At 68.0% G+C, this 20,037-nt stretch carries 19 protein-coding genes; 14 read left to right on the forward strand and 5 right to left on the reverse strand.

Translation table 11 applies throughout. The features are described 5' to 3' along the window. Nucleotides 1–72: 72 nt before the first annotated feature. From AC3WQA_RS16640 to AC3WQA_RS16660, 5 genes are all read left to right on the forward strand, one after another. Nucleotides 73–1,245, forward strand: coding sequence for an acyl-CoA dehydrogenase family protein (locus tag AC3WQA_RS16640; protein ID WP_492676143.1), 1,173 nt, complete (start codon nucleotides 73–75; stop codon nucleotides 1,243–1,245). 82 nt (nucleotides 1,246–1,327) lie between these two features. Then, the gene (locus AC3WQA_RS16645) at nucleotides 1,328–1,870 is read left to right on the forward strand and encodes a GNAT family N-acetyltransferase (protein ID WP_492676385.1); all 543 of its coding nucleotides are present in this window, start codon (nucleotides 1,328–1,330) and stop codon (nucleotides 1,868–1,870) included. Further along, nucleotides 1,867–2,349 carry a nucleotidyltransferase family protein gene (locus AC3WQA_RS16650; protein WP_492676144.1) on the forward strand — a complete coding sequence of 161 codons (483 nt, stop codon included), beginning with the start codon at nucleotides 1,867–1,869 and terminating at the stop codon, nucleotides 2,347–2,349. The genes AC3WQA_RS16645 and AC3WQA_RS16650 overlap by 4 nt, the downstream gene beginning before the upstream one ends. Continuing rightward, complete coding sequence (locus AC3WQA_RS16655) at nucleotides 2,346–2,963, forward strand: glutathione S-transferase family protein (RefSeq protein ID WP_492676145.1); 618 nt, start codon at nucleotides 2,346–2,348, stop codon at nucleotides 2,961–2,963. The genes AC3WQA_RS16650 and AC3WQA_RS16655 overlap by 4 nt, the downstream gene beginning before the upstream one ends. Before the next feature lie 26 nt (nucleotides 2,964–2,989). Then, a complete protein-coding gene (locus AC3WQA_RS16660; protein WP_492676146.1) occupies nucleotides 2,990–5,254 on the forward strand; it encodes a thiamine pyrophosphate-dependent enzyme in 2,265 nt (754 codons plus the stop codon). Between the two features lie 100 nt (nucleotides 5,255–5,354). On the opposite strand, the gene AC3WQA_RS16665 is transcribed toward AC3WQA_RS16660, so the two are convergent. Beyond that, complete coding sequence (locus AC3WQA_RS16665) at nucleotides 5,355–5,897, reverse strand: DUF924 family protein (RefSeq protein ID WP_492676147.1); 543 nt, start codon at nucleotides 5,895–5,897, stop codon at nucleotides 5,355–5,357. 114 nt (nucleotides 5,898–6,011) lie between these two features. Between AC3WQA_RS16665 and AC3WQA_RS16670 the strand changes: the two genes are divergently transcribed. Then, nucleotides 6,012–7,964, forward strand: a complete 1,953-nt coding sequence (locus AC3WQA_RS16670) for a M61 family metallopeptidase (RefSeq protein WP_492676148.1) — start codon at nucleotides 6,012–6,014, stop codon at nucleotides 7,962–7,964. Between the two features lie 381 nt (nucleotides 7,965–8,345). Next, nucleotides 8,346–8,546: an oxidoreductase-like domain-containing protein gene (locus tag AC3WQA_RS16675; RefSeq protein ID WP_492676149.1), complete on the forward strand. Its 201-nt coding sequence runs from the start codon at nucleotides 8,346–8,348 to the stop codon at nucleotides 8,544–8,546. On the opposite strand, the gene AC3WQA_RS16680 is transcribed toward AC3WQA_RS16675, so the two are convergent. After that, nucleotides 8,536–9,000: an FKBP-type peptidyl-prolyl cis-trans isomerase gene (locus AC3WQA_RS16680; RefSeq protein ID WP_492676150.1), complete on the reverse strand. Its 465-nt coding sequence runs from the start codon at nucleotides 8,998–9,000 to the stop codon at nucleotides 8,536–8,538. The two genes, AC3WQA_RS16675 and AC3WQA_RS16680, sit on opposite strands and share 11 nt — an antisense overlap. A 156-nt stretch (nucleotides 9,001–9,156) precedes the next feature. On the opposite strand from AC3WQA_RS16680, the gene AC3WQA_RS16685 reads away from it, so the two are divergent. From AC3WQA_RS16685 to AC3WQA_RS16710, 6 genes are all read left to right on the forward strand, one after another. Continuing rightward, on the forward strand, nucleotides 9,157–11,178 hold the full coding sequence (locus AC3WQA_RS16685) for an OPT family oligopeptide transporter (RefSeq protein ID WP_492676151.1): 2,022 nt from the start codon (nucleotides 9,157–9,159) through the stop codon (nucleotides 11,176–11,178). A gap of 73 nt (nucleotides 11,179–11,251) precedes the next feature. Next, nucleotides 11,252–13,858: a bifunctional lysylphosphatidylglycerol flippase/synthetase MprF gene (gene mprF / locus AC3WQA_RS16690; RefSeq protein WP_492676152.1), complete on the forward strand. Its 2,607-nt coding sequence runs from the start codon at nucleotides 11,252–11,254 to the stop codon at nucleotides 13,856–13,858. A 26-nt stretch (nucleotides 13,859–13,884) separates the two neighbouring features. Continuing rightward, complete coding sequence (locus AC3WQA_RS16695; protein WP_492676153.1) at nucleotides 13,885–14,664, forward strand: AcvB/VirJ family lysyl-phosphatidylglycerol hydrolase; 780 nt, start codon at nucleotides 13,885–13,887, stop codon at nucleotides 14,662–14,664. Between the two features lie 54 nt (nucleotides 14,665–14,718). After that, complete coding sequence (locus AC3WQA_RS16700) at nucleotides 14,719–15,105, forward strand: YajD family HNH nuclease (RefSeq protein ID WP_492676154.1); 387 nt, start codon at nucleotides 14,719–14,721, stop codon at nucleotides 15,103–15,105. A gap of 136 nt (nucleotides 15,106–15,241) precedes the next feature. Next, complete coding sequence (locus AC3WQA_RS16705) at nucleotides 15,242–16,297, forward strand: class I SAM-dependent methyltransferase (RefSeq protein WP_492676155.1); 1,056 nt, start codon at nucleotides 15,242–15,244, stop codon at nucleotides 16,295–16,297. Beyond that, nucleotides 16,294–17,010, forward strand: a complete 717-nt coding sequence (locus tag AC3WQA_RS16710) for a pseudouridine synthase (protein ID WP_492676156.1) — start codon at nucleotides 16,294–16,296, stop codon at nucleotides 17,008–17,010. Before AC3WQA_RS16705 ends, AC3WQA_RS16710 begins: the two co-directional genes overlap by 4 nt. On the opposite strand, the gene greB is transcribed toward AC3WQA_RS16710, so the two are convergent. Together greB and AC3WQA_RS16720 are read right to left on the reverse strand one after the other, a co-directional pair. After that, a complete protein-coding gene (gene greB, locus AC3WQA_RS16715; protein WP_492676157.1) occupies nucleotides 16,998–17,501 on the reverse strand; it encodes a transcription elongation factor GreB in 504 nt (167 codons plus the stop codon). The two genes, AC3WQA_RS16710 and greB, sit on opposite strands and share 13 nt — an antisense overlap. After that, complete coding sequence (locus tag AC3WQA_RS16720; RefSeq protein ID WP_492676158.1) at nucleotides 17,498–17,893, reverse strand: hypothetical protein; 396 nt, start codon at nucleotides 17,891–17,893, stop codon at nucleotides 17,498–17,500. The genes greB and AC3WQA_RS16720 overlap by 4 nt, the downstream gene beginning before the upstream one ends. A 130-nt stretch (nucleotides 17,894–18,023) precedes the next feature. On the opposite strand from AC3WQA_RS16720, the gene AC3WQA_RS16725 reads away from it, so the two are divergent. Beyond that, nucleotides 18,024–19,499, forward strand: coding sequence for a transglycosylase SLT domain-containing protein (locus AC3WQA_RS16725; RefSeq protein WP_492676159.1), 1,476 nt, complete (start codon nucleotides 18,024–18,026; stop codon nucleotides 19,497–19,499). 71 nt (nucleotides 19,500–19,570) lie between these two features. On the opposite strand, the gene AC3WQA_RS16730 is transcribed toward AC3WQA_RS16725, so the two are convergent. Next, nucleotides 19,571–20,017, reverse strand: a complete 447-nt coding sequence (locus AC3WQA_RS16730; RefSeq protein WP_492676160.1) for a hypothetical protein — start codon at nucleotides 20,015–20,017, stop codon at nucleotides 19,571–19,573. Nucleotides 20,018–20,037 lie beyond the last annotated feature (20 nt).

The following is a 20,037-nucleotide window of genomic DNA, read 5'->3' on the forward strand; positions in this document are numbered from 1 at the left end:
GCTGCACCCCGCCATGACCGCCGCACCGCCGCCGAGTAGAATGACCAGTTTCCATTAGCCGCTGGAACGCCCATGGCCACCGTCCGCCTGAACCCGCTCGACCTGTACGACGTCCGCTCGCTGCTCACCGACGAGGAGCGCATGGTGCAGGACACCGTCGGTCGCTTCGTCGACGAGCGCGTGCTGCCGATCATCGGCGACTGTTTCGACCAGGGCCGTTTCCCCAAGGAACTGGTGCCCGAGATTGCCAGCCTCGGCCTGCTCGGCGCCACCATTCCCGAGAAGTACGGCTGCGCCGGCATGAACGGCGTGAGCTACGGCCTGATCTGCCAGGAGCTGGAGCGCGGCGACTCGGGCCTGCGCAGCTTCGCCTCGGTGCAGAGCTCGTTGTGCATGTACCCGATCTACGCCTACGGCAGCGAGGAGCAGAAGCTGCACTACCTGCCGCAGATGGCGGCGGGCGAGGTGATCGGCTGCTTCGGCCTGACCGAGCCGCACGGCGGCTCCGATCCGGCCAACATGAAGACCCATGCGAAGCAGGACGGCGGCGACTGGGTCATCAACGGCGCCAAGATGTGGATCACCAACGGCAACCTGGCGCACATCGCGATCGTGTGGGCGCAGACCGCGGACGGCATCCAGGGCTTCATCGTTCCCACCGACACCAAGGGCTTCACCGCGCAGGAAGTGCACAAGAAGATGAGCCTGCGCGCCTCGGTCACCAGCGCGCTGTTCTTCGACAACGTGCGCGTGCCCGACAGCGCGCGCCTGCCCAACGTGAAGGGCTTGAAAGGTCCGCTGGGCTGCCTGACCCAGGCGCGCTACGGCATTACCTGGGGCCCGATCGGCGCGGCGCAGGCCTGCCTGAAGGAAGTGCTCGACTACACCGCCGAACGCATCCTGTTCGGCCGCCCGCTGGCTTCGAACCAGGCGATCCAGCTGAAGCTGGCCGACATGGCCCGGCGCATCACCACCGCCCAGCTGCTGTCGCTGCAGCTCGGCCGGCTGAAGGACGCCGGCAAGATGCAGCCGACCCAGGTTTCGCTGGCCAAGTGGAACAACTGCCGCATGGCGATCGACATCGCGCGCCAGTGCCGCGACATCCTCGGCGGCGCCGGCATCACCACCGAGCACGGCGCGATCCGCCACGCACTGAACCTGGAATCGGTCATCACCTACGAGGGCACCGAGACCGTGCACGAGCTGGTGGTGGGCCGCGAGCTGACCGGCATCAACGCGTTCTGAGAGGCGTCATTCCCGCCTTGGCGGGAGTGACGCTCAGAGAGCCCACGCCATCGGCGGGAGCAGCGACTTGAGTAGCCAGGCATTGAACGTCTCTGATCTTCGCATCGAAACCGATCGACTGATCCTGCGTCCGCTGCGCATCGAGGACTTCGACGCCTACGCGGCCAACATGGCCAACGCCGAAGCCGCCCGCTTCATCGGCGGGCAGCAGGTGCGCGCCGCCGCGTGGCGCGGCTTCCTGTCGCTGGCCGGGGCGTGGATGATCCAGGGCTTTTCCATGTTCTCGGTAATCGAGAAAAGCAGCGGCCAGTGGGTCGGTCGGCTCGGCCCCTGGCATCCGGTCGACTGGCCAGGCACCGAGGTGGGCTGGGGCCTGGCGCGCGACGCGTGGGGCAAGGGTTATGCGCTGGAAGGCTGTGTCGCCGCGATCGACTGGACGTTCGATCAGCTGGGCTGGAGCGAGATGATCCATTCGATCCATCCGGACAACCACGCCTCGCAAGTGCTGGCGCAGCGGCTGGGTTCGACCTGCCGCGGCCCGGGCAAGCTGCCCGCGCCGTACGAGGATTCCCCCACCGAGATCTGGGTGCAGACGCGCGAACAGTGGCGCCGGCGTCGCGCATGAGCCACCTCTCGCCCGCGCTATACGCCACCCTAGCCGAGATCGTGCCCGAGCTGCACGTGCATTGCGTCGATCCGTGGTGCCTGATCGGCAGCACCGCGGCGCTGCTGCTCGGCGCTCAGACCAGCGCCGCGGATGTGGACGTACTGACCTCGCGCGCCGACGCCGAGGTATTGATGGCGCATTGGGCGCCGCAGCGCGAGCCCGCATTCACGCCGCCGGACGCCGACCGGTTCCGTTCGCACTTTGCCCGCTTCCGCTTCCCCGGCGCGCCGGTTGAGGTGATGGGTGGGCTTGAGCTTCATGCCGACGATCGCTGGCAGCCGGTGCTGCCAGGGAAACTCGTGCTGGCCGGCGTGAATGGCCTGGCCGTGCCGGTGCCGTCGGTCGAAGACCAGATCCGGCTTTGCGAAAGTTTCGGACGTCCCAAGGACCTGCAGCGCGCCGCGCTGCTGAAACAGCTGGGTGGGGAAAGGCCATGATTACCATCTACGGCATGCGCGCTTCCGGCAACTGCTACAAACTGCAATTGCTGCTGGACCAGCTGGGCCGCGACTATCGCTGGGTCGACGTGGACAGCGCCGGTGGCGAGACGCGCACGCCGGCCTACCTGGCGAAGAACCCGAACGGCAAGGTGCCGCTGCTGGAGCTGGAAGACGGCCGCCGGCTGGCCGAGTCCGACGCGATCCTGTGCTATCTCGCCGAAGGCAGCGCCTTTTGGCCGAATGGATCCGGGCCCGAGGATGCCTGGCTGCGCGCGCAGACGCTGCAGTGGCTGTTCTTCGAGCAGTACAGCCACGAGCCGTGCATCGCGGTGGCGCGCTTCATCCGCGGCTGGCTGCCGCCCGACCACCCGCGCCAGGCCGAGCTGCCCGAGCTGCTGCAGAAGGGCGCGCAGGTGTTGGCGGTGATGGAGCAGCACCTGGCTGGGCGCGACTGGTTCGTCGGCGACCGCTACGGCCTCGCCGACATCGCGCTGTACGCGTACACCCATTGCGCCGGCGACGGTGGCTTCGAGCTGTCCGCCTTCCCGAACATCCGTGACTGGCTGGCCCGCGTGTGTGCCCAGCCCGGCCACACCCCGATGCAACATTGACCCCTGCCACCTTGCCGAAGACCGCCATGTCCATTCCGTTCACCCTCAGCGCCCGCCACAAGGGCTTCAACCGCGCCGAAATCGTCGACCAGAATTACACCGAGTTCGTGCAGCAGTGGCAGGGCGAGGTGCGTGCCGCGCCGCGCGACGACGCACCGGTGCTGCCGGGCAGCGCGCTGGACGCGCGGGGCTTTCGCGAGTTGCTGGAGTCGCAGCTGATCTCGCGGCATCTGGATCTGATGGCGCGCGTGCTGCGCGTGCAGAACAAGGTGTTCTACACGATTGGTTCTTCCGGCCATGAGGGCAACGCGATGGTGGCGCGGCTCACGCGGCACACCGATCCGGCCTTCCTGCATTACCGCAGCGGCGGCTTCATGGCCGAGCGCTTCCGCAAACTGCCGGGGATGGATCCGGTGATGGATTCGGCGCTCTCCTTCGCCGCCAGCAAGGACGACCCGGCCTCCGGTGGCCGCCACAAGGTGTGGGGCTCCAAGCCGCTCTGGGTGCTTCCGCAGACCTCGACCATCGCCTCGCATTTGCCGAAAGCCTTGGGCACGGCGGTGGCCATCGACCACGCCAGGCGCATTGGTCACCAGTTGCCGATTCCCGACGATTCCATCGCGATCTGCTCCTTCGGCGACGCCTCCAGCAACCACGCCACCGCGCAGACCGCGTTCAACGCGGCGGGCTGGACGGCCTACCAGAAGCTGCCCGCGCCGGTGCTGTTCGTGTGCGAGGACAACGGCATCGGCATCTCGGTGAAGACGCCCAGCGGCTGGGTCGCCAGCAACTACCAGTCGCGCTCCAACCTCGACTATTTCTTCGCCGACGGCCTCGACCTCGCCGAAGGCTACGCCCAGGTGCAGCGCGCGGTGGAGCATTGCCGCAGCACGCGCCGGCCCACCTTCCTGCACCTCAAGACCACCCGCATCATGGGCCACGCGGGCACCGACTTCGAGATCGAGTGGCGCAGCATCGAGGAGCTGGTGGCGCTGGAAGCGACCGACCCGCTGCTGCGTTCGGCGGCGATCGCGCTGGAGTCGGGCCTGTACACCAAGGACAGCCTGCTCGCACTCTACGAGGCCACGCGCAAGCGCTGCTTCGCCGCCGCCGAAGAGGCCGACCATCGGCCCAAGCTGGAGCGCCTCGACGACGTGATGGCGCCGCTGGCGCCGTACACGCCGGCCAAGGTGAAGGCCGAGGCCGAACGCGCGGATTACATGGAGGCGCGCCTCAAGGCCTACGGCGGCGAGGCGAAGCTGCCGGAAAACCAGCCGCCGCGGCATCTGGCCATCCAGATCGGGCAAGCGCTGCACGACGTCATGGCGAAGTATCCCGAGTCGCTGCTGTTCGGCGAGGACGTGGCGCAGAAGGGCGGCGTGTACACGGTTACCAAGGGTCTGCACAAGGCGTTCAAGAACACGCGCGTGTTCAACACCCTGCTGGACGAAACCGTCATCCTCGGCCTGGCCCAAGGCTACGCCAACATGGGCATGCTGCCGATCCCGGAGATCCAGTACCTGGCGTATCTCCACAACGCCGCCGACCAGATCCGCGGCGAGGCGGCCAGCCTGCAGTTCTTCTCCAACGACCAGTACCGCAACCCGCTGGTGATGCGCGTGGCCTCGCTGGGCTACCAGCGCGGCTTCGGCGGGCATTTCCACAACGACAACTCGATCGCCGCGCTGCGCGACATCCCGGGCCTCGTGGTCGGCTGCCCCAGTCGCGGCGACGATGCAGCCACCATGCTGCGCACGCTGACCGCGCTGGCGAAGGTCGACGGTCGTGTCTGCGCCTTCCTCGAACCGATCGCGCTGTACATGACCAAGGACCTGTACGAAGCCGGCGACGGCGCGTGGCAGTTCGCCTATCCCGCGCCGGGCGAGGCGATGACCTTGGGCGAGGGCCGCGTCTACAACGGGCAGGCGAAGGATCTGGTGGTGTTCACCTTCGGCAACGGCGTGACCATGGCGCTGCGCGCCGCGCGCAGCATCGAGAAGGAACTCGGCTGGAAGGTGCGCGTGGTCGACCTGCGCTGGCTGGCGCCGCTCAATGACCGCTTCATCACCGCACAGGCGAAGAACGCCAAGCGCATCATCGTGCTGGACGAGGGCCGCAAGAGCGCGGGCGTGGGCGAGGGCGTCATCACCGCCATCGTCGAGGCCGGCCTGGGCGCCACACCGCTGGAACGCGTGGTGGGCGCCGACACCTTCACCCCGCTGGCCGGCGCCGCCTTCCTGGTGCTGCCGGGCGAGGCGGACGTGGTGGCGGCGGCACGCAAGCTGGCCTGAGCGCTGACCTATGTAGGAGCCCGCTGGCGGGCGATGCTTTTTTGCTCTGATGCGTCAAAGCAAAAGCGTCGCCCGCCAGCGGGCTCCTACGCGTGCCGCCTCAACCCGCAAAGCCGCCCGTATCGAGAAACGCCTGTTCCTCCGCCGTGGTGTCTCGTCCGAGCGCGGCGTTGCGGTGGGGAAAGCGGCCGAAGCGTCCGATCACGTCGCGGTGGATGCGGGCGTATTTGGCGTAATCGTCCATGCCTTCGCACAAGGCCACGGCGCGATCCTGGTCGGCCGGCGCCTCGCTGTGTTCGAACGGCAGGTAGAAGAACACGCGCAGCGCCGGATCGACGGCACGGTCGAGGCCGCGCGCCACGGCCTCGCGCGCGAAGCGCAGCGCCAGCGGGTCGGTGGCGAACATGTGCGCGCTGCCGCGATAGGCGTTGCGCGGGAACTGGTCGAGCAGGAGCAGCAGCGCCAGCGCACCCTCGGCTTCGCCCTGCCAATGATCCAGCGCGCGCCGCGCAGCGGCCATGTGGGCGTCGGTGAAGCGGGCGACGAAATCGCGGTCGAAGGCGTCGTCCTTGGCGAACCATTTGCCGGGCCCGGCTTCGCGCCAGAAATGGACGACGTCGTGCGGCAGGATGCTGGCGTTCATGGCGATACCCGTGTGCTGATGTGGCGCCATGCTCGCACAGTGCCAGTGGTCACCCTCGCCAAACGCCTGGCGGGTGCTAAGTTGGGCCTTCCCCCGCACGCCACCGGTGCCGCCATGCCCATCGTTTCATCCGCCCGTTCGCCCGTTCGCCGTCATCCGCTGGCGGCAGGCCTTGCCCTGGCCGCAGCACTGGCGTTGGCCGGTGGTGACGCCTTCGCGCAGGTATCGCGCAGCACGGCGGTGCCGGCGCCACGGGACACGGCATACGCTGGCACGCTCAGCGTGCATGTCGATGCCAGCGATACGCGGCAAGGCATCTTCCGTGTGCACGAGACGCTGCCGGTCGTGCCCGGCAAGCTGACCTTGCTGTACCCCGAATGGATACCCGGCGACCACTCGCCCAGCGGCCCGGTGGCCATGCTCGCGGGCCTCAAGCTCAGCGCGGGCGGCAAGCCGCTGGCGTGGACGCGCGACAAGTACGACGTCTACGCCTTCCATCTCGACGTGCCCGCCGGCGTGAGCCAACTGGAGGCGGATTTCGAATACCTCTCGCCGCGCGACGGCGGCTACGAGATGACCGATCGCCTGTTGATGCTGGAGTGGAACAAGCTGTCGCTGTACCCAGCCGGTCATTACACGCGCGGCATCGAAGTGGCGCCCAGTGTGACCCTGCCGCGGGGCTGGCAGTTCGGCAGCGCGCTGGAGGTGGCCGCGCAGTCAGGCGCCACCACCACGTTCAAGCCGGTCGCCTACAACCACCTGGTCGACTCGCCGATGTATGCGGGCCAGTACTTCAAGCGCGTGGATCTGAGCCCCGGCGGCCAGACGCCGGTGCACCTGGACATCGTGGCCGACGCGCCGAAGTATCTGGCGATGACGCCCGCGCAACTCGCGCAGCATCGCGCGCTGGTGACGCAGGCGCTGAAACTGTTCGGCGCGCACCACTACGACCACTACGACTTCCTGTTCTCGCTGTCCGACCAGCTCGCCGGCAACGGCCTGGAACACCACCAGTCCAGCGAGGACGGCATGGGCGCGGACTACTTCACCGCCTGGGACGAGGCCGCACCGGGGCGCGATCTGCTGGCGCACGAGTATGTGCATTCGTGGAACGGCAAGTTCCGGCGCCCGGCGGACTTGTGGACGCCCAACTTCAACGTGCCGATGGGCGACTCGCTGTTGTGGGTATACGAGGGGCAGACGCAGTACTGGGGGACGGTGCTCACCGCGCGCGCGGGGCTGTGGAGCCCGGTACAGTTCCGCGATGCGCTGGCGATGGACGCGGCCAACTATGAGCGCAACCGGCCCGGCTTGCAGTGGCGCACGCTGGAAGACACCACCAACGACGCCACCGCCGCGCATCGCGAAGCGCTGCCCTACCGCAGCTGGCAGATGAGCGAGGACTACTACTCGGGCGGCCAGATGGCGTGGCTGGCGGTGGATGCCAAGCTGCGCGAACTCAGCCACGGCAAGCGTTCGCTGGACGATTTCGCCAAGGCCTTCTTCGGCGTGGACAACGGCAGTTACGTCACCAAGACCTACACCTTCGATGACGTGGTGGCCGCCTTGAACGGCGTGGCGCCGTTCGACTGGGCCGGCTTCCTGCGCGCACGCGTCGACGCCTTGAACCCGCCGCTGCTGGACGGCCTCGCCGCCGCGGGCTGGAAGCTGGTCTACACCGACCAGCCCAGCGCCTTCGAGAAAGCCTACGACAGCCGCCCCGAATCGCCGCGCCACATCTACAACTTCGCCTGGTCGATCGGCCTCACGCTGACCAAGCAGGGCGAAGTCAACGACGTGCGCTGGAACGGCCCTGCCTTCAAGGCCGGCGTCAGCACCGGCGCCACCGTGGTGGCGGTGAACGGGCAGGCGTATGCCAGCGATGTGCTGAAAGAGGCGATCGCCGCCGCCAGGTCGGACAAGGCGCCGATCCGTCTGCTGCTGAAATTCCAGGGGCAACTGCTGACCGTGCCGGTGGACTACCACGACGGCCTGCAGTATCCGCATCTGGAACGCATCGCCGGCACGCCGGACTACCTCGACCAGATCATCGCCGCGCGCCAGTAGCGCGCCGCCGTCAAGGACGCTGCGCGTCCGCCGCAGCCGGCGGGCGATTTTTCATGGACTCTCAGCGGCAAACCACTGCGCGCGGCGGGCTTCTTCGTCCGCGCGTCGCGAGTGCGTCGATGTTTGCCATGACACCAGATGGAAATGCGTTTCCGCCGACGGTGTCGATTCCGGCGTGGCTTGCGCCTCGCCGCCCAGCATCCCTGCAACCCAACGCAAACCGCGTTCCACCGCGGTGCGGGTTGTAGACATGGACATGTGATACCCCTCGGCTGCCCCCTTGCAGCCGTCGCGGGCACTGTAACGGCAGGGATCGGCGCACGCAAACCCGTGGCGAAGCCTTGCCGCCGTCGCCGCCGGTGGTGGCGATACACTGCTGGCATGCCGCTGGAGATTCCGCGCGCGGGCGGCGCCGACACGCCCGACGATCCCTGCCCGCAAGCGCCGGTGGAACCCGACCCCGCCGACTGCTGCGGCGAGGGTTGCGTACCTTGCGTGTACGACCGCTACGAGGCGGCGCTGGAGCGTTACCGCGCCGCGCTGGCCGCCTGGCAGACGCGGCATCCGGATATCACGGGCTGACGCCGACCAGCTTGACGTCGAACACCAGCGAGGCATCGGGCGGGATCGCCCCGCCGGCGCCGCGCGAGCCGTAGCCCAGCGCGGCGGGAATCAGCAGTGTGCGCTCGCCGCCCACGCGCATGCCGGCCACGCCCTGGTCCCAGCCTTCGATCACCTGGCCCTGGCCCAGCGGAAAGGTGAAGGGATCGCCGCCGTGGTCGGCGGTGCTGTCGAACTTCGCGCCGTGCTTGTCCTTGGCGGTGGCGTCGTACAGCCAGCCGGTGTAGAGCACGCTCACGCGCATGCCCGGCTTGGCCTCGGCGCCGTCGCCACGTTGGGTGTCGATGGTGGTGAGCTTGTCCACCTGGCCCGTGATGGCGGAGGAGGGCGCCGCGTCGGCGGCGGGTGGCGTGGCCGAGTGGCAGGCGGCAAGGGCGAGAGCGGTGCTGGCGAGCAGGGCGAGGCGATGGCGCATGAGAGGGGCTTGGTGGCGGCAAAGCGGCATCATCGCAGATCGTGGGCGGGCACACCCACCCAATCCCCTAGCGCCAAGCCGGGCGGGGCGCAAGACGCGCGGAAAAGGCCAATCCACGCTATCTTGCGGGGTAGTCTTGTCTCGGGGAGCATCCACGTGAATCCACCGTCCGTGTCCAGCGCGTCTTCGCGCGCCGAACTCACTCTGCGCGGCCTGGTCATCGGCATCGTCATCACGGTGGTGTTCACCGCGGCCAACGTGTTCTTCGGCCTGAAAGCCGGCCTGACCTTCGCTACCTCGATCCCGGCCGCGGTGATCTCGATGGCGATACTGCGCGCGATGAAGAACTCCACCATGCAGGAGAACAACATCGTGCAGACGGTGGCCTCGGCCGCTGGCACGCTGTCCTCGATCATCTTCGTGCTGCCGGGTCTCATCATCATCGGCTGGTGGAACGGCTTTCCGTTCTGGATGAGCTTCGGCATCTGCGCCACCGGCGGCATCCTGGGCGTGATGTACACCATCCCGCTGCGGCGCGCGCTGGTCACCGATTCCGACCTGCCGTACCCGGAAGGCGTGGCTTGCGCCGAGGTGCTCAAGGTGGGGGCGAGCGGCGGTGAAGAGGCGGCGGAGTCGGTGGAATCCGGCGGCGCCGGGCTGAAGGCGGTGGTCGCGGGTGCCATCGTCTCGGCGGTGTTCTACGTGGTTGTGCAGACCAAGGTCTTCGCCGACGCGGTGTCGAGCTATTTCCGCGTGGGCGACAGGGGTGCGGCCACCGGCTTCGACTTCAGCCTCTCCTTCGCACTGTTCGCGGTAGGCCACCTGGTGGGCCTGTGGGTGGGCGTGGCGATGCTGCTGGGCGCGGTGATCGGCTGGGGCTGGGCGGTGCCGCACTTCTTGCTGTTGCATCCCGCATCCGGCGCGGCGGTGGATGCGGCGCAGGCCACCTGGAGCCACTACGTGCGCTTCGTCGGCGCCGGCACCATCGGCGTGGCGGCGATCTGGACGCTGGCCAAGCTGGTGAAGCCCGTCATCAGCGGCCTGTCCGGTGCAATGCGTGCGTCGAAGGCGCGCAAGAGCGGCCAGTTGCACACGCTGCCGCGCACCGAGCACGACATGCCGATCGGCCTGGTTGGCCTGATTACCCTGCTGTGCCTGATCCCGGTGGGCTGGCTGCTGGGCCACTTCGCGAACATCAGCGGGCTGGGCGAGCATGTCACCCTGCTGGTGGTCGGCGGCGTGCTGTTCGTCATCATCCTGAGCTTTCTGGTGTCCGCCGTGTGCGGCTACATGGCCGGCCTGATCGGTTCGTCGAACAGCCCGCTGTCGGGCGTGGGCATCCTGGTCGTCATCATCGCCGCGCTGCTCCTGGTGCTGGGGGTGAAGGCCATGGTGCCGGCGGACGCGGGCAAGGCGCTGGTGGCGTTTGCGCTGTTCATCACCGCCATCGTGTTCGCGGTGGCCTCGATCGCCAACAACAACCTGCAGGACCTCAAGACCGGCCAACTGGTGGACGCCACGCCCGCGTTGCAGCAGTGGGCGCTGGTGATCGGCGTGATCGCCGGCGCGCTGGTGATCCCGCCGGTGCTGGATCTGCTGAACCAGGCCTACGGCTTCCTCGGCGCGCCGGGCGTCGATCCCGCGCGCGCACTGCCGGCGCCGCAGGCAGGTCTGATCTCGGCGCTGGCGCAGGGCGTCATCACCGGCAACATCGACTGGAGCCTGATCGCCATTGGCGGCGGCATCGGCGTGGCGATCATCCTGCTCGACGAGACGCTCGCGCGCACGGCGAAGTCGGTGCGCCTGCCACCGCTGGCGGTGGGCCTGGGCATCTACCTGCCCACCTCGACCACGCTGATGGTGGTGGTGGGCGCGCTGGTCGGTGCCTGGTTCGACCAGCGTGCGGAGCGCGGCCCGAAGGCGGAGGCGACCAAGCAGCTCGGTGTGCTGCTGGCCTCGGGCCTGATCGTGGGCGAGAGCCTCCTGGGCGTGATCGTGGCGGCGCTGGTGGCGTTCTCCGACAAGCTCGGCTTCGCCAACCGCAATGCGCCGCTGGCGCTGGTAGGCGAGGGCTTCCACACGGCGGCCATCTGGATCGGCGGCGTGACGTTCACGGTCTGCGTGGTGCTGATGTACCGCTGGATCGCACGCATGGGGCAGGGCGCCCGCGCCGAGTGAGCGTGGTGGCCATTCACCGAATACCACGGCGCGTGGCCTAAACTGGACGGCCTTCAGGGAAAACGAGCACCGCGTGGAGCAGGAAAAAGTCGAGCAAGCGCCGGCCGTGGACGAGGCCCTGAACCCGCCCGGCCCGTGGGAGGTGTGGCTGCGCCGCCTGGGCGGGCCGCTGTTGTCGGTGGGCATGCTGTGCCTGGCCTTGTGGGCGCTGCACCTGCTGGCGCGCGACGTCACCTACCACCAGATCCGCGCCTACGTGCACAGCGTGTCGCGGCCGCGCCTGCTGCTGGCGATCGTGCTGACCACGGCCGGCTTTGGCGTGATGTCGCTCTACGACCGCTTTGGCCTGGCCAGCATCGGCAAGTCGCTGCCGTGGCGGCGGGTCACGCTGATTTCCTTCATCAGCTATGCCTTCAGCAATGCGGTGGGCATGTCCTTCCTGGTATCGGGCTCGATCCGCTACCGCTTCTATCTGCAAAACGGCCTCTCCACCGCCGAGATCGCCAAGCTGGTGCTGTATTGCACGCTGAGTTTCTGGCTGGGACTGTTGGCGCTGACTGGCGTCACCTTGCTGGTGGTGCCGTTGCCCTCGGGTTTGCCGATGAGCCAGTGGCGCGTGGTGGTGGCTATCGCGCTGGCCGCGATACCGCTGGCCTGGGTGCTGGGCGGCTTCGTGCGCAGGCCGTTCAGGCTGTGGCGCTGGCAGGTGCGGATGCCGACGCCTTCCGCCGCGCTGCGCCAGGTGCTGGTGGGCGCGCTGGACTGGTGGCTGGCGGCGGCGGTGATGTACGTGCTGATGCCCGACCGCCTGAATGCCGGCTTCGGGCATTTCCTGGCGATCTTCGTGATCGCGCAGATCGCCGGCCTCATCAGCCATGTGCCGGGTGGCCTCGGCGTGTTCGAGGCGGTGATGCTGGCCGGCTTCGGCGCCACCGGCAATGAGGCGCTGGCCGCGCCCATCCTGGGTTCGCTGGCGGCGTTCCGCATCGTCTATTACCTGATGCCGCTGTGCGCGGCCACCGTACTGGTGCTGCAGCGCGAGGCGCGTGGCTTGCGCCGGCAGTCGCTGTGGTCGCCGTGGTTCAACGCGCTGCTGCCTTCGTTCTTCGCCGGGCTCACCCTGGTCTCGGGCGCGGTGCTGCTGTTCTCCGGTGCGACCCGCGCGCTGCCCAACCGCATGGCGCTCTTGCGCGACGTGCTGCCGCTGTCGGTGCTGGAAGTGTCGCACTTCATGGCCAGCGTGATCGGCATGATGCTGCTGATCCTCGCGCGCGGCCTGCAACGGCGGCTGGACGTGGCCTACTGGGCGACCCTGGTACTGCTTCTGGCTGGTGCGGTGTTCTCCCTGCTCAAGGGCATCGACTACGAGGAAGCCACCTTGCTGGCGCTGTTGGCGCTGGCGCTGGGGCCGGCGCACAAGCTGTTCTACCGACGCGCCTCGCTGTTCAGCGCCAACTTCTCGGTGGGCTGGATTCTGGCCATTCTCGCCGTGTTCGGCTGCGCCACCTGGCTGGTGATGTTCAGCTACAAGCACGTGGATTACAGCAACAGCCTGTGGTGGGAATTCAGTTTCCATCAGGGTGGTGCGCCGCGTGCGCTGCGCGCGCTGGTGGGCGCGGCGGCGGCGGGCCTGCTGTTTGCGCTGGCCGTGTTGATCCGCCCGCAACGCCTGCGTCATGTGGCGCCCAGTGAGGCCGATATGAATCGTGCCTTGCCGTTGATCCGTGGTTACCGTTCGGCACAAGCGCATCTGGCCTTGATGGGCGACAAACGCCTGTTGTTCGACGAGGCGGGCAAGGCCTTCCTGATGTACGACGCCGAAGGGCGCAGCTGGGTGACCATGGGCGACCCGGTGGGCGAGGACGAAGATGCGCGCCGCGAGCTGGTGTGGAGTTTCATCGAACGCTGCGCGCGCGCGGGTGGCTGGCCGGTGTTCTACCAGGTCAGCCCGGCCGACCTCGACCTGTATCTCGAAGTGGGCATGAACCTGCTGAAGATCGGCGAGGAGGCGCGCGTGCGGCTGGCGGATTTCAACCTCGACGGCAAGTCGAAGAAAACCCTGCGCGGCACCGTCAACAAGCTCGCGCGCGAAGGCCTGCACCTGGAAATCGTGCCGGCGGAGCAGGTGGCGCCGCTGTTGCCCCGGCTCAAGCAGATCTCCGACGCCTGGCTGGGCGACAAGCACGCGCGCGAGAAGCGCTTCTCGCTGGGCGCGTTCGACCCGGACTATCTGGTGCGCATGCCGATGGCGCTGGTACGCCACGGCGAGGACATCGTGGCCTTCGCCAACCTGTTCCTCACCGGAACGAAGGAAGAGGCTTCGCTGGATCTGATGCGCTTCCTGCCCGACGGCCCCTCCGGGCTCATGGATTTCCTGTTCGTCGAATTGATGCAATGGGCCAAGCGCGAAGGCTATTGCTGGTTCAACCTCGGCATGGCGCCGCTGGCCGGACTCACCAGCCGACGCCAGGCACCGCTGTGGAACCGCTTCGGCGCGCTGGTGTTCGGCCGTGGCGAGCGCTTCTACAATTTCCAGGGCCTGCAGCGCTACAAGGACAAGTTCGACCCCGAATGGGAGCCGCGCTACATGGCCGTGCCTGGCGGCATCGCGCTGCCGCTGATCCTTGCCAACGTGGCCAGCCTGATTTCCGGTGGCCTCACCGGAGTCGTGCGTCGATGAGTTTGCCGAAACGGGGAAAACGGATCATGTGGGCAGGATTCGGTGTGTGCGTGCTGGGGTTGGCGATGGTCTGGACGCCGTTCTCCAAACCCAGCCTGGAGCAATCCGTCATCGTGCTCACGCCTGGCGCTGGCGTGGCGGCACCAGCGGGTCAGGACGATGTGCTCACCATCCTGTACTCGGGCGACGGCGGCTGGGCCGACCTGGACAAGCAGCTCGGCGGCGCATTCGCGGCGCGCGGTATCCCCGTGCTGGGCGTCAACGCGTTCAAGTATTTCTGGCGCAACCGCGACCCGGACGTGGCTGCCGCGCAGCTCGATGCCTTGATGACGAAGTACCTTGGCCAGTGGCACAAACGTCGCGTGTGGCTGGTGGGCTTTTCCTTCGGCGCCGACGTGCTGCCCACCCTGATCGACAAGCTCAGCCCCGCCAACCGTGCGCGCATCGCCCAGCTGGTGCTGCTCTCGCCCAGTCGCGACGCCAGCTTCGAGATCCAGTTCGAGGGCTACATGGTGGCGCAGGGCCGCTTCAAGGCCTTCGTGAAAACCGTGCTGGAAAAATTCAACAAGGTGGAGCACTACAACGCCCTGCCGCCGGTGACAGCGCTGAACCAGCAGTTTCCGGTGATGTGCTACTACGGCAAGGACGACGCCGACGACAGCCTGTGCACCGACCCCGGCCTGCCGGCGTGGGTGAAAGTGCATCCCAAGAACGGCGATCACCACTTCGAAGGCGGCTATCAGCCGCTGGCCGAGCAGATGGTGGCCGAGCTGCCCGCGTCGGCGGCCAGCACGCCGGTGCCCTGATCGCGGCGGTGCCGGGCGCGGCATAATCCGCGCAACACCCTTCGAGTACCCGCCATGCCCGCCCCCCGCAAACCCGATGACGCCAAGCTCGATCGCATCGTGGCCGAGGCCCGCCGCGCCGCCGAGCAGCGCGAGCTGGGCTACCGCGAGCGCGCGCTGAAGATGTATCCGTGGGTGTGCGGACGCTGCGCGCGTGAGTTCACTCGCGACAATGTGCGCGAGCTCACCGTGCACCACCGCAACCACAACCACGACGACAACCCCGCCGACGGCAGCAACTGGGAACTGCTCTGCGTGTACTGCCACGACAACGAGCACGCCCGCCATATCGACCACGTGCGTGGTGCCGGCTACGAGCTCGCCGCACCGGTGCAGGCTGCCGCCACCGGCAATCCCTTCGCGGACCTCAAGGCGATGCTGGACGCCAGAGGCAAGGGCTGACCGGCGTGTAGGAGCCCGCTGGCGGGCGATGCTCCTGCTCCGATGTATCAAGACGACAACATCGCCTGCCGGCGGACTCCTACGCGCGGCGAGACGCACCGTACAATGGCCGCCCCTTGGCCGAACGCCCCAGCTCGTGACCCTCGCCGGATACGCCGCCGCCGCGCCTGACGCGGAACTCGATGCCCTGTTCCTGCCCTTCGAGGCGGGCGAGTTGCGCTGGCCGGAGGATGACCGTGTGCTGTTCCTCGGTGCGCGCGACGGGTTTCGCCTGCGTGAGCTGGCGCGGCCCACATGGCGATGCGTGCAGGGCTTCAAGCCCTTCGCCGACGCGCTGGAGCGCAGCGGTTTCGCGGTTGGCGAGCCGGCCGTGGAGGCCCGTTACCCGCTGGTACTGCTGCTGCCGGCGCGCTCGCGCGAGGAACGCCGCATCCAGTTCGCCCGCGCGTTGCACCACGTGCAGCCGGGCGGCGTGGTGCTGGCCAGTGTGGCGAACACGCAGGGCGCCAAGTCCGCCGAGGCCGACCTGGCGCAACTTGCCGGGTCGGTGCGCAGCCTCTCCAAGCACAAATGCCGGGTGTTCTGGGCGACGTGCGCAGCGGTCGACCAAGCGCTGCGCGACGCCTGGCTGGCGCTGGATGCGCCGCGTGAAACCGCCGACGGTTTCCTGAGCCGCCCCGGCCTGTTCGCCTGGGATCGCATCGATGCCGCCTCCCGGCTGCTGGCCGCGCACCTGCCCACCGACCTGTACGGCCGCGTGGCCGACCTGGGCGCCGGCTACGGCTACCTAGCCACGCAGGTGCTGGCGCGCTGCCCCGCCGTTACCGCGCTCGATCTGTATGAGGCCGAGGCGCGCGCGCTGGAACCGGCGCGCGCGAACCTGGCGCGCGCCGTGGCCGCCAGCGGTCGCGTGGTGGCGGTCGCCGTGCACTGGCACGACGTCACCACCGGCTTGCCGTCGCGCCATGACGTCATCGTCAGCAATCCGCCGTTTCATCAGGGACGCGCCGACCTGCCGGAGCTGGGGCGCGCCTTCATCCATGCCGCCGCCGCCGCGCTCGCGCCGCAGGGCCGGCTATGGCTGGTGGCCAATCGTCATCTGCCCTACGAGGCGGTGCTGGCACAACAATTCAACGAGGTGCGCGAGGTGATCGTGCAGGATGGATTCAAGGTGATCGAGGCCCGTGCATGAAACTGGTGAAGTTGCTCGCCAACCTGGGTTACGGCAGCCGCAAGGAGGTGGCCTGGCTGTTTCGCGAAGGCCGCGTCACCGATGCCGACGGCGAGGTGCTCTACGCCGACGACCAACGGGAGCATGCCGCGATCCGCGTGGACGACGAGCCGCTGGACCCGCCCACCGGCCTGCTCGTGATGATGCACAAGCCGCTGGGCGCCACCTGCTCGCGCAAGGATCAGGGTCGCGTGGTCTACGACCTGCTGCCGCCGCGCTACCGCCTGCGCGATCCCGCGCTCTCCACCGTGGGCCGGCTCGATCGCGACACCTCGGGCCTCTTGCTGTTCACCGACGACGGCGCGCTGCTGCACCGGATCATCTCGCCCAAGGCCAACGTGGCCAAGGTCTACGAGGCCACCCTGGCCGAGGATCTGCGCGGTGACGAGGCCGGACTGTTCGCCAGCGGCACGCTGCTGCTGGAGTCCGAAACCACACCGCTGCTGCCCGCCCGGCTTGAGGTGCTGGCTCCGCGCCACGCGCGACTGACCCTGCACGAGGGCCGCTACCACCAGGCGCGTCGCATGTTCGCCGCCACCGGCAACCATGTGGAGTCCCTGCAGCGCGTGGCTGTGGGCGCGCTCACCCTGGGCACGCTGGCGCCGGGTGCGTGGCGGGCGCTGGAGCAGGGCGAGATCGCACGGATTTTCTCGGCAGATACTCAGGCGTCGTAGCGCACGCCCACGATCAGGAAGCGCGTGCGCCCACCGGGCAGCTCGGCGTCGAATTCGTCGTCGATGCGCTTTTTCAGCGCGGCGCGGGCCAGCGGCGAGTCGATGCTGATCCAGCCCAGCTTGGCATCGGTTTCGTCGGGGCCGACGATGCGGTAGCTCACTTCCTCGTCGCTGGCGAGGTTTTCCAGCGCGACGGTGGCGCCGAAGAACACCGCCTCGCGATCGGCGGGCGAGCCTTCGGCGACCTTGAGCACGGGGATGCGTTTGCTCAGGTAGCGCACGCGGCGGTCGATCTCGCCGAGCTGTTTCTTGCGGTAGGTGTATTCGGCGTTTTCCGAGCGGTCGCCTTCGGCCGCGGCTGCCGCCAGCGCCTTCACCACCTCGGGGCGCAGCGTGTGCCAGAGGTGGTCGAGTTCGGCCTTGAGCCGCTCGAAGCCGGCACGGGTGATGATGGCCGTGGAGCCGGGCGAGGGTGGGCGCCAGCGGCTCATGCCGCGCCTGCCAGCTGCCGCCGCAGCGCATCGACTTCGGCGCGCAGCGGGTGCTCCGGCCAGTGGTCGGCGAGCCGTTCCAGCAGGGCACCCGCCTCGTCGCGCTGGTCTGTGTGCGTGCCCAGCAGGCGCGCCGCGTCAATGAGCCGGTTGTCGTCATCCTGTCCATTGGCCATGGCGAGCCTTGGCGCCTCGGATTCCATGTCGGAGCGTTCGTGGTGCCGGTGGAGCAGTGCGCACAGTGGCAGGTTGATCTCTGCCGGGACGAGGTAGGCGGTGCCGAATCCGGCGACGAGGCGCTCGCCAAAAGGCGTGTCGATGGGGACGATTTCGATGCGGGACATCGGTGGATGGGCCATGCTGGATGGTGTGCGGAGGGTCTGACCGGCCATGGTGCTTGATTCTGGGAGCTTGGGCGATGGAAACATTCGAGGCGAAAAGGGCTGCCTTCGACAAGCCGATTCATTGAGTATGCCGATGTCGCCCGCTATGGTGTCCGTTTTTCGTCAGGTGCCCGACTTCATGCGGAAAGTGTGCATTGCCCGATCCTTGCGCGGCGTTCCGCTCGCGGCCGCTCTTTGCATGCTGGCCGCGTGTGCAGGCACGGGCGGCGCCAGGCCAGCGGCCACGGTGGCGGCGCTGTACGCGCGGCTCGATCAGGCGAGCCAGGCGTACGAGACGGCACTGCAGCAAGTGCGCGCGGGCAACGAGGCCAAGGGTCAGCAGACCCTCGCGCAGGCGCTGGACTCGCTGAAGGATGCCGCAACACAGTGCGGCAACGTCGCCGGTTGCGATCCGCAACGCTTCTTTTCCGCCTACGACCGCATGCTGCACCTGAAGGACGGCAGCTTCATCGGCGACGAAGGCCTGGATGACGAGCCACAAACCGGCACGGCACTGGATCAGCGCGGCCCGGCACGGCTGCCGGAGGCACAGCGCAGCGTCACCCTGTTGCACGGGCAGAAGCTGTCCGAGCTGATCGCCATGAATGGTGCGGTGAAGGCCGCGCTGCAGATGTGGCTGACCCAGTGGCGGCCGAACCTCATCGATGCCTGGATCAACTACCAGTACCTGCGCTACGAGATGCGGCCCGCCTACCAGGAGGCCGACCTGCCCGAGGCGATCCTGTTCGGCATCATGGCCAAGGAATCCGGCGGCAAGGTGCATGCGGTGTCGCGCTCGGGCGCTGCCGGGCCGCTGCAGTTCATGTACGCCACCGGCCTGCGCTTCGGGCTGAACAACGCCAGCGGTTTCGACCTGCGCTTCGATCCGGCTGCGTCCGCGCATGCCAATGCGGCATACATGAACGAGCAGCTCAAGGTGTTCAACGACAACCTGGAGCTGAGCCTGGCGGCCTACAACGCGGGCGAGGGGCGCATGAAGCGGCTGGTGGGCGACGACACTGCGGTGAGCTTCTACGATCCGCGCGTCTACAACGACTTGTCGCAGGAAACCCGCGATTACGTGCCGGCGGTGCTGGCGGCCGCGTGGCTGTTTCTGCACCCGGACAGCTACAACCTGCGGTTTCCCCGCATCGACGGCAAGCCCGGCACGGTCACGCTCAAGCGGCCGGCGTCGGTTTCGGAGCTCACCGTGTGCCTGGGTTCGGCCGGCGGCATGGAGGAAGGCTGGTTCCGCACCTTGCGCAATTTGAATCCGCGGCTCGACCCACAGCAGGAGCAGCCGGCCGGTACGCAGATGCAGGTGCCCAAGCTGCTGGAGAAAGCCTATGCCGTGCGCTGCGTGGACGGCCCCTGGCCGATCCTGGCGGCCGATCTGCAGCACGCCAGTGCGCCGGCGGTGGTCGATCCGCCGGCGTCCCCGCATGCCGCCAGCCCGGCGCGCACACGCGCCTACAAGGTGCGTCGTGGCGATACCCTGGTCGGCATCGTGCGCAAACTGCATTGCTCCAGCGTGCAGGAAGTGGCGCAGATGAACGGCTTGCGTCATCACCATCTGACTGTGGGGCATACCTTGCGCGTGCCGGCGTGCCGCTGAGCGGATTGGCCGTCCGGCGCCCATGAAAAACCCCGCGCAAGGCGGGGTTTTTCATGGGTTTTCGTGGCGCTTCAGGCTTGCGCGGCGTCGGCCGGGCGCATCCACTGTTTGATCTTGTCGGTGTTGCTGGTGGTCAGGCGCTTGAGGTCACCAAGCAGCTGCACGACCCGGCGGTGCTGCGGCAGCAGGCGATCCTGCGGCGAATGCTTGGTTTCGTGGTAGGCCACCGCCAGCCACAGCGCAATGCCGCGCAAGGCCACCTCGGGGTTGTCCGATTTGGCGCGTTCGAAGCCGGCGGTGGTGCCCTGGCCCCAAGGCTGGTAACGCGCTTCGGGCGAGGTGCCGTACAGATGCGGGAACTCGCTGCGCGAGGCCTGGCCAATCTCGCGCAGCACCTGGATGCTCAACTGCGCCCGACTGCGCTGCGGCAGGGCGTTCACGCTGCGCTCGATCACACGCAATTGACGGTCGAGCTGGTGGGCACGGAACAAGGTGATGACCGGGCTGAGCAGTTGCATGGAATCCTCGGACGCGCGTG

The sequence above is a fragment of the Rhodanobacter sp. FW106-PBR-R2A-2-24 genome (genome assembly GCF_058789615.1).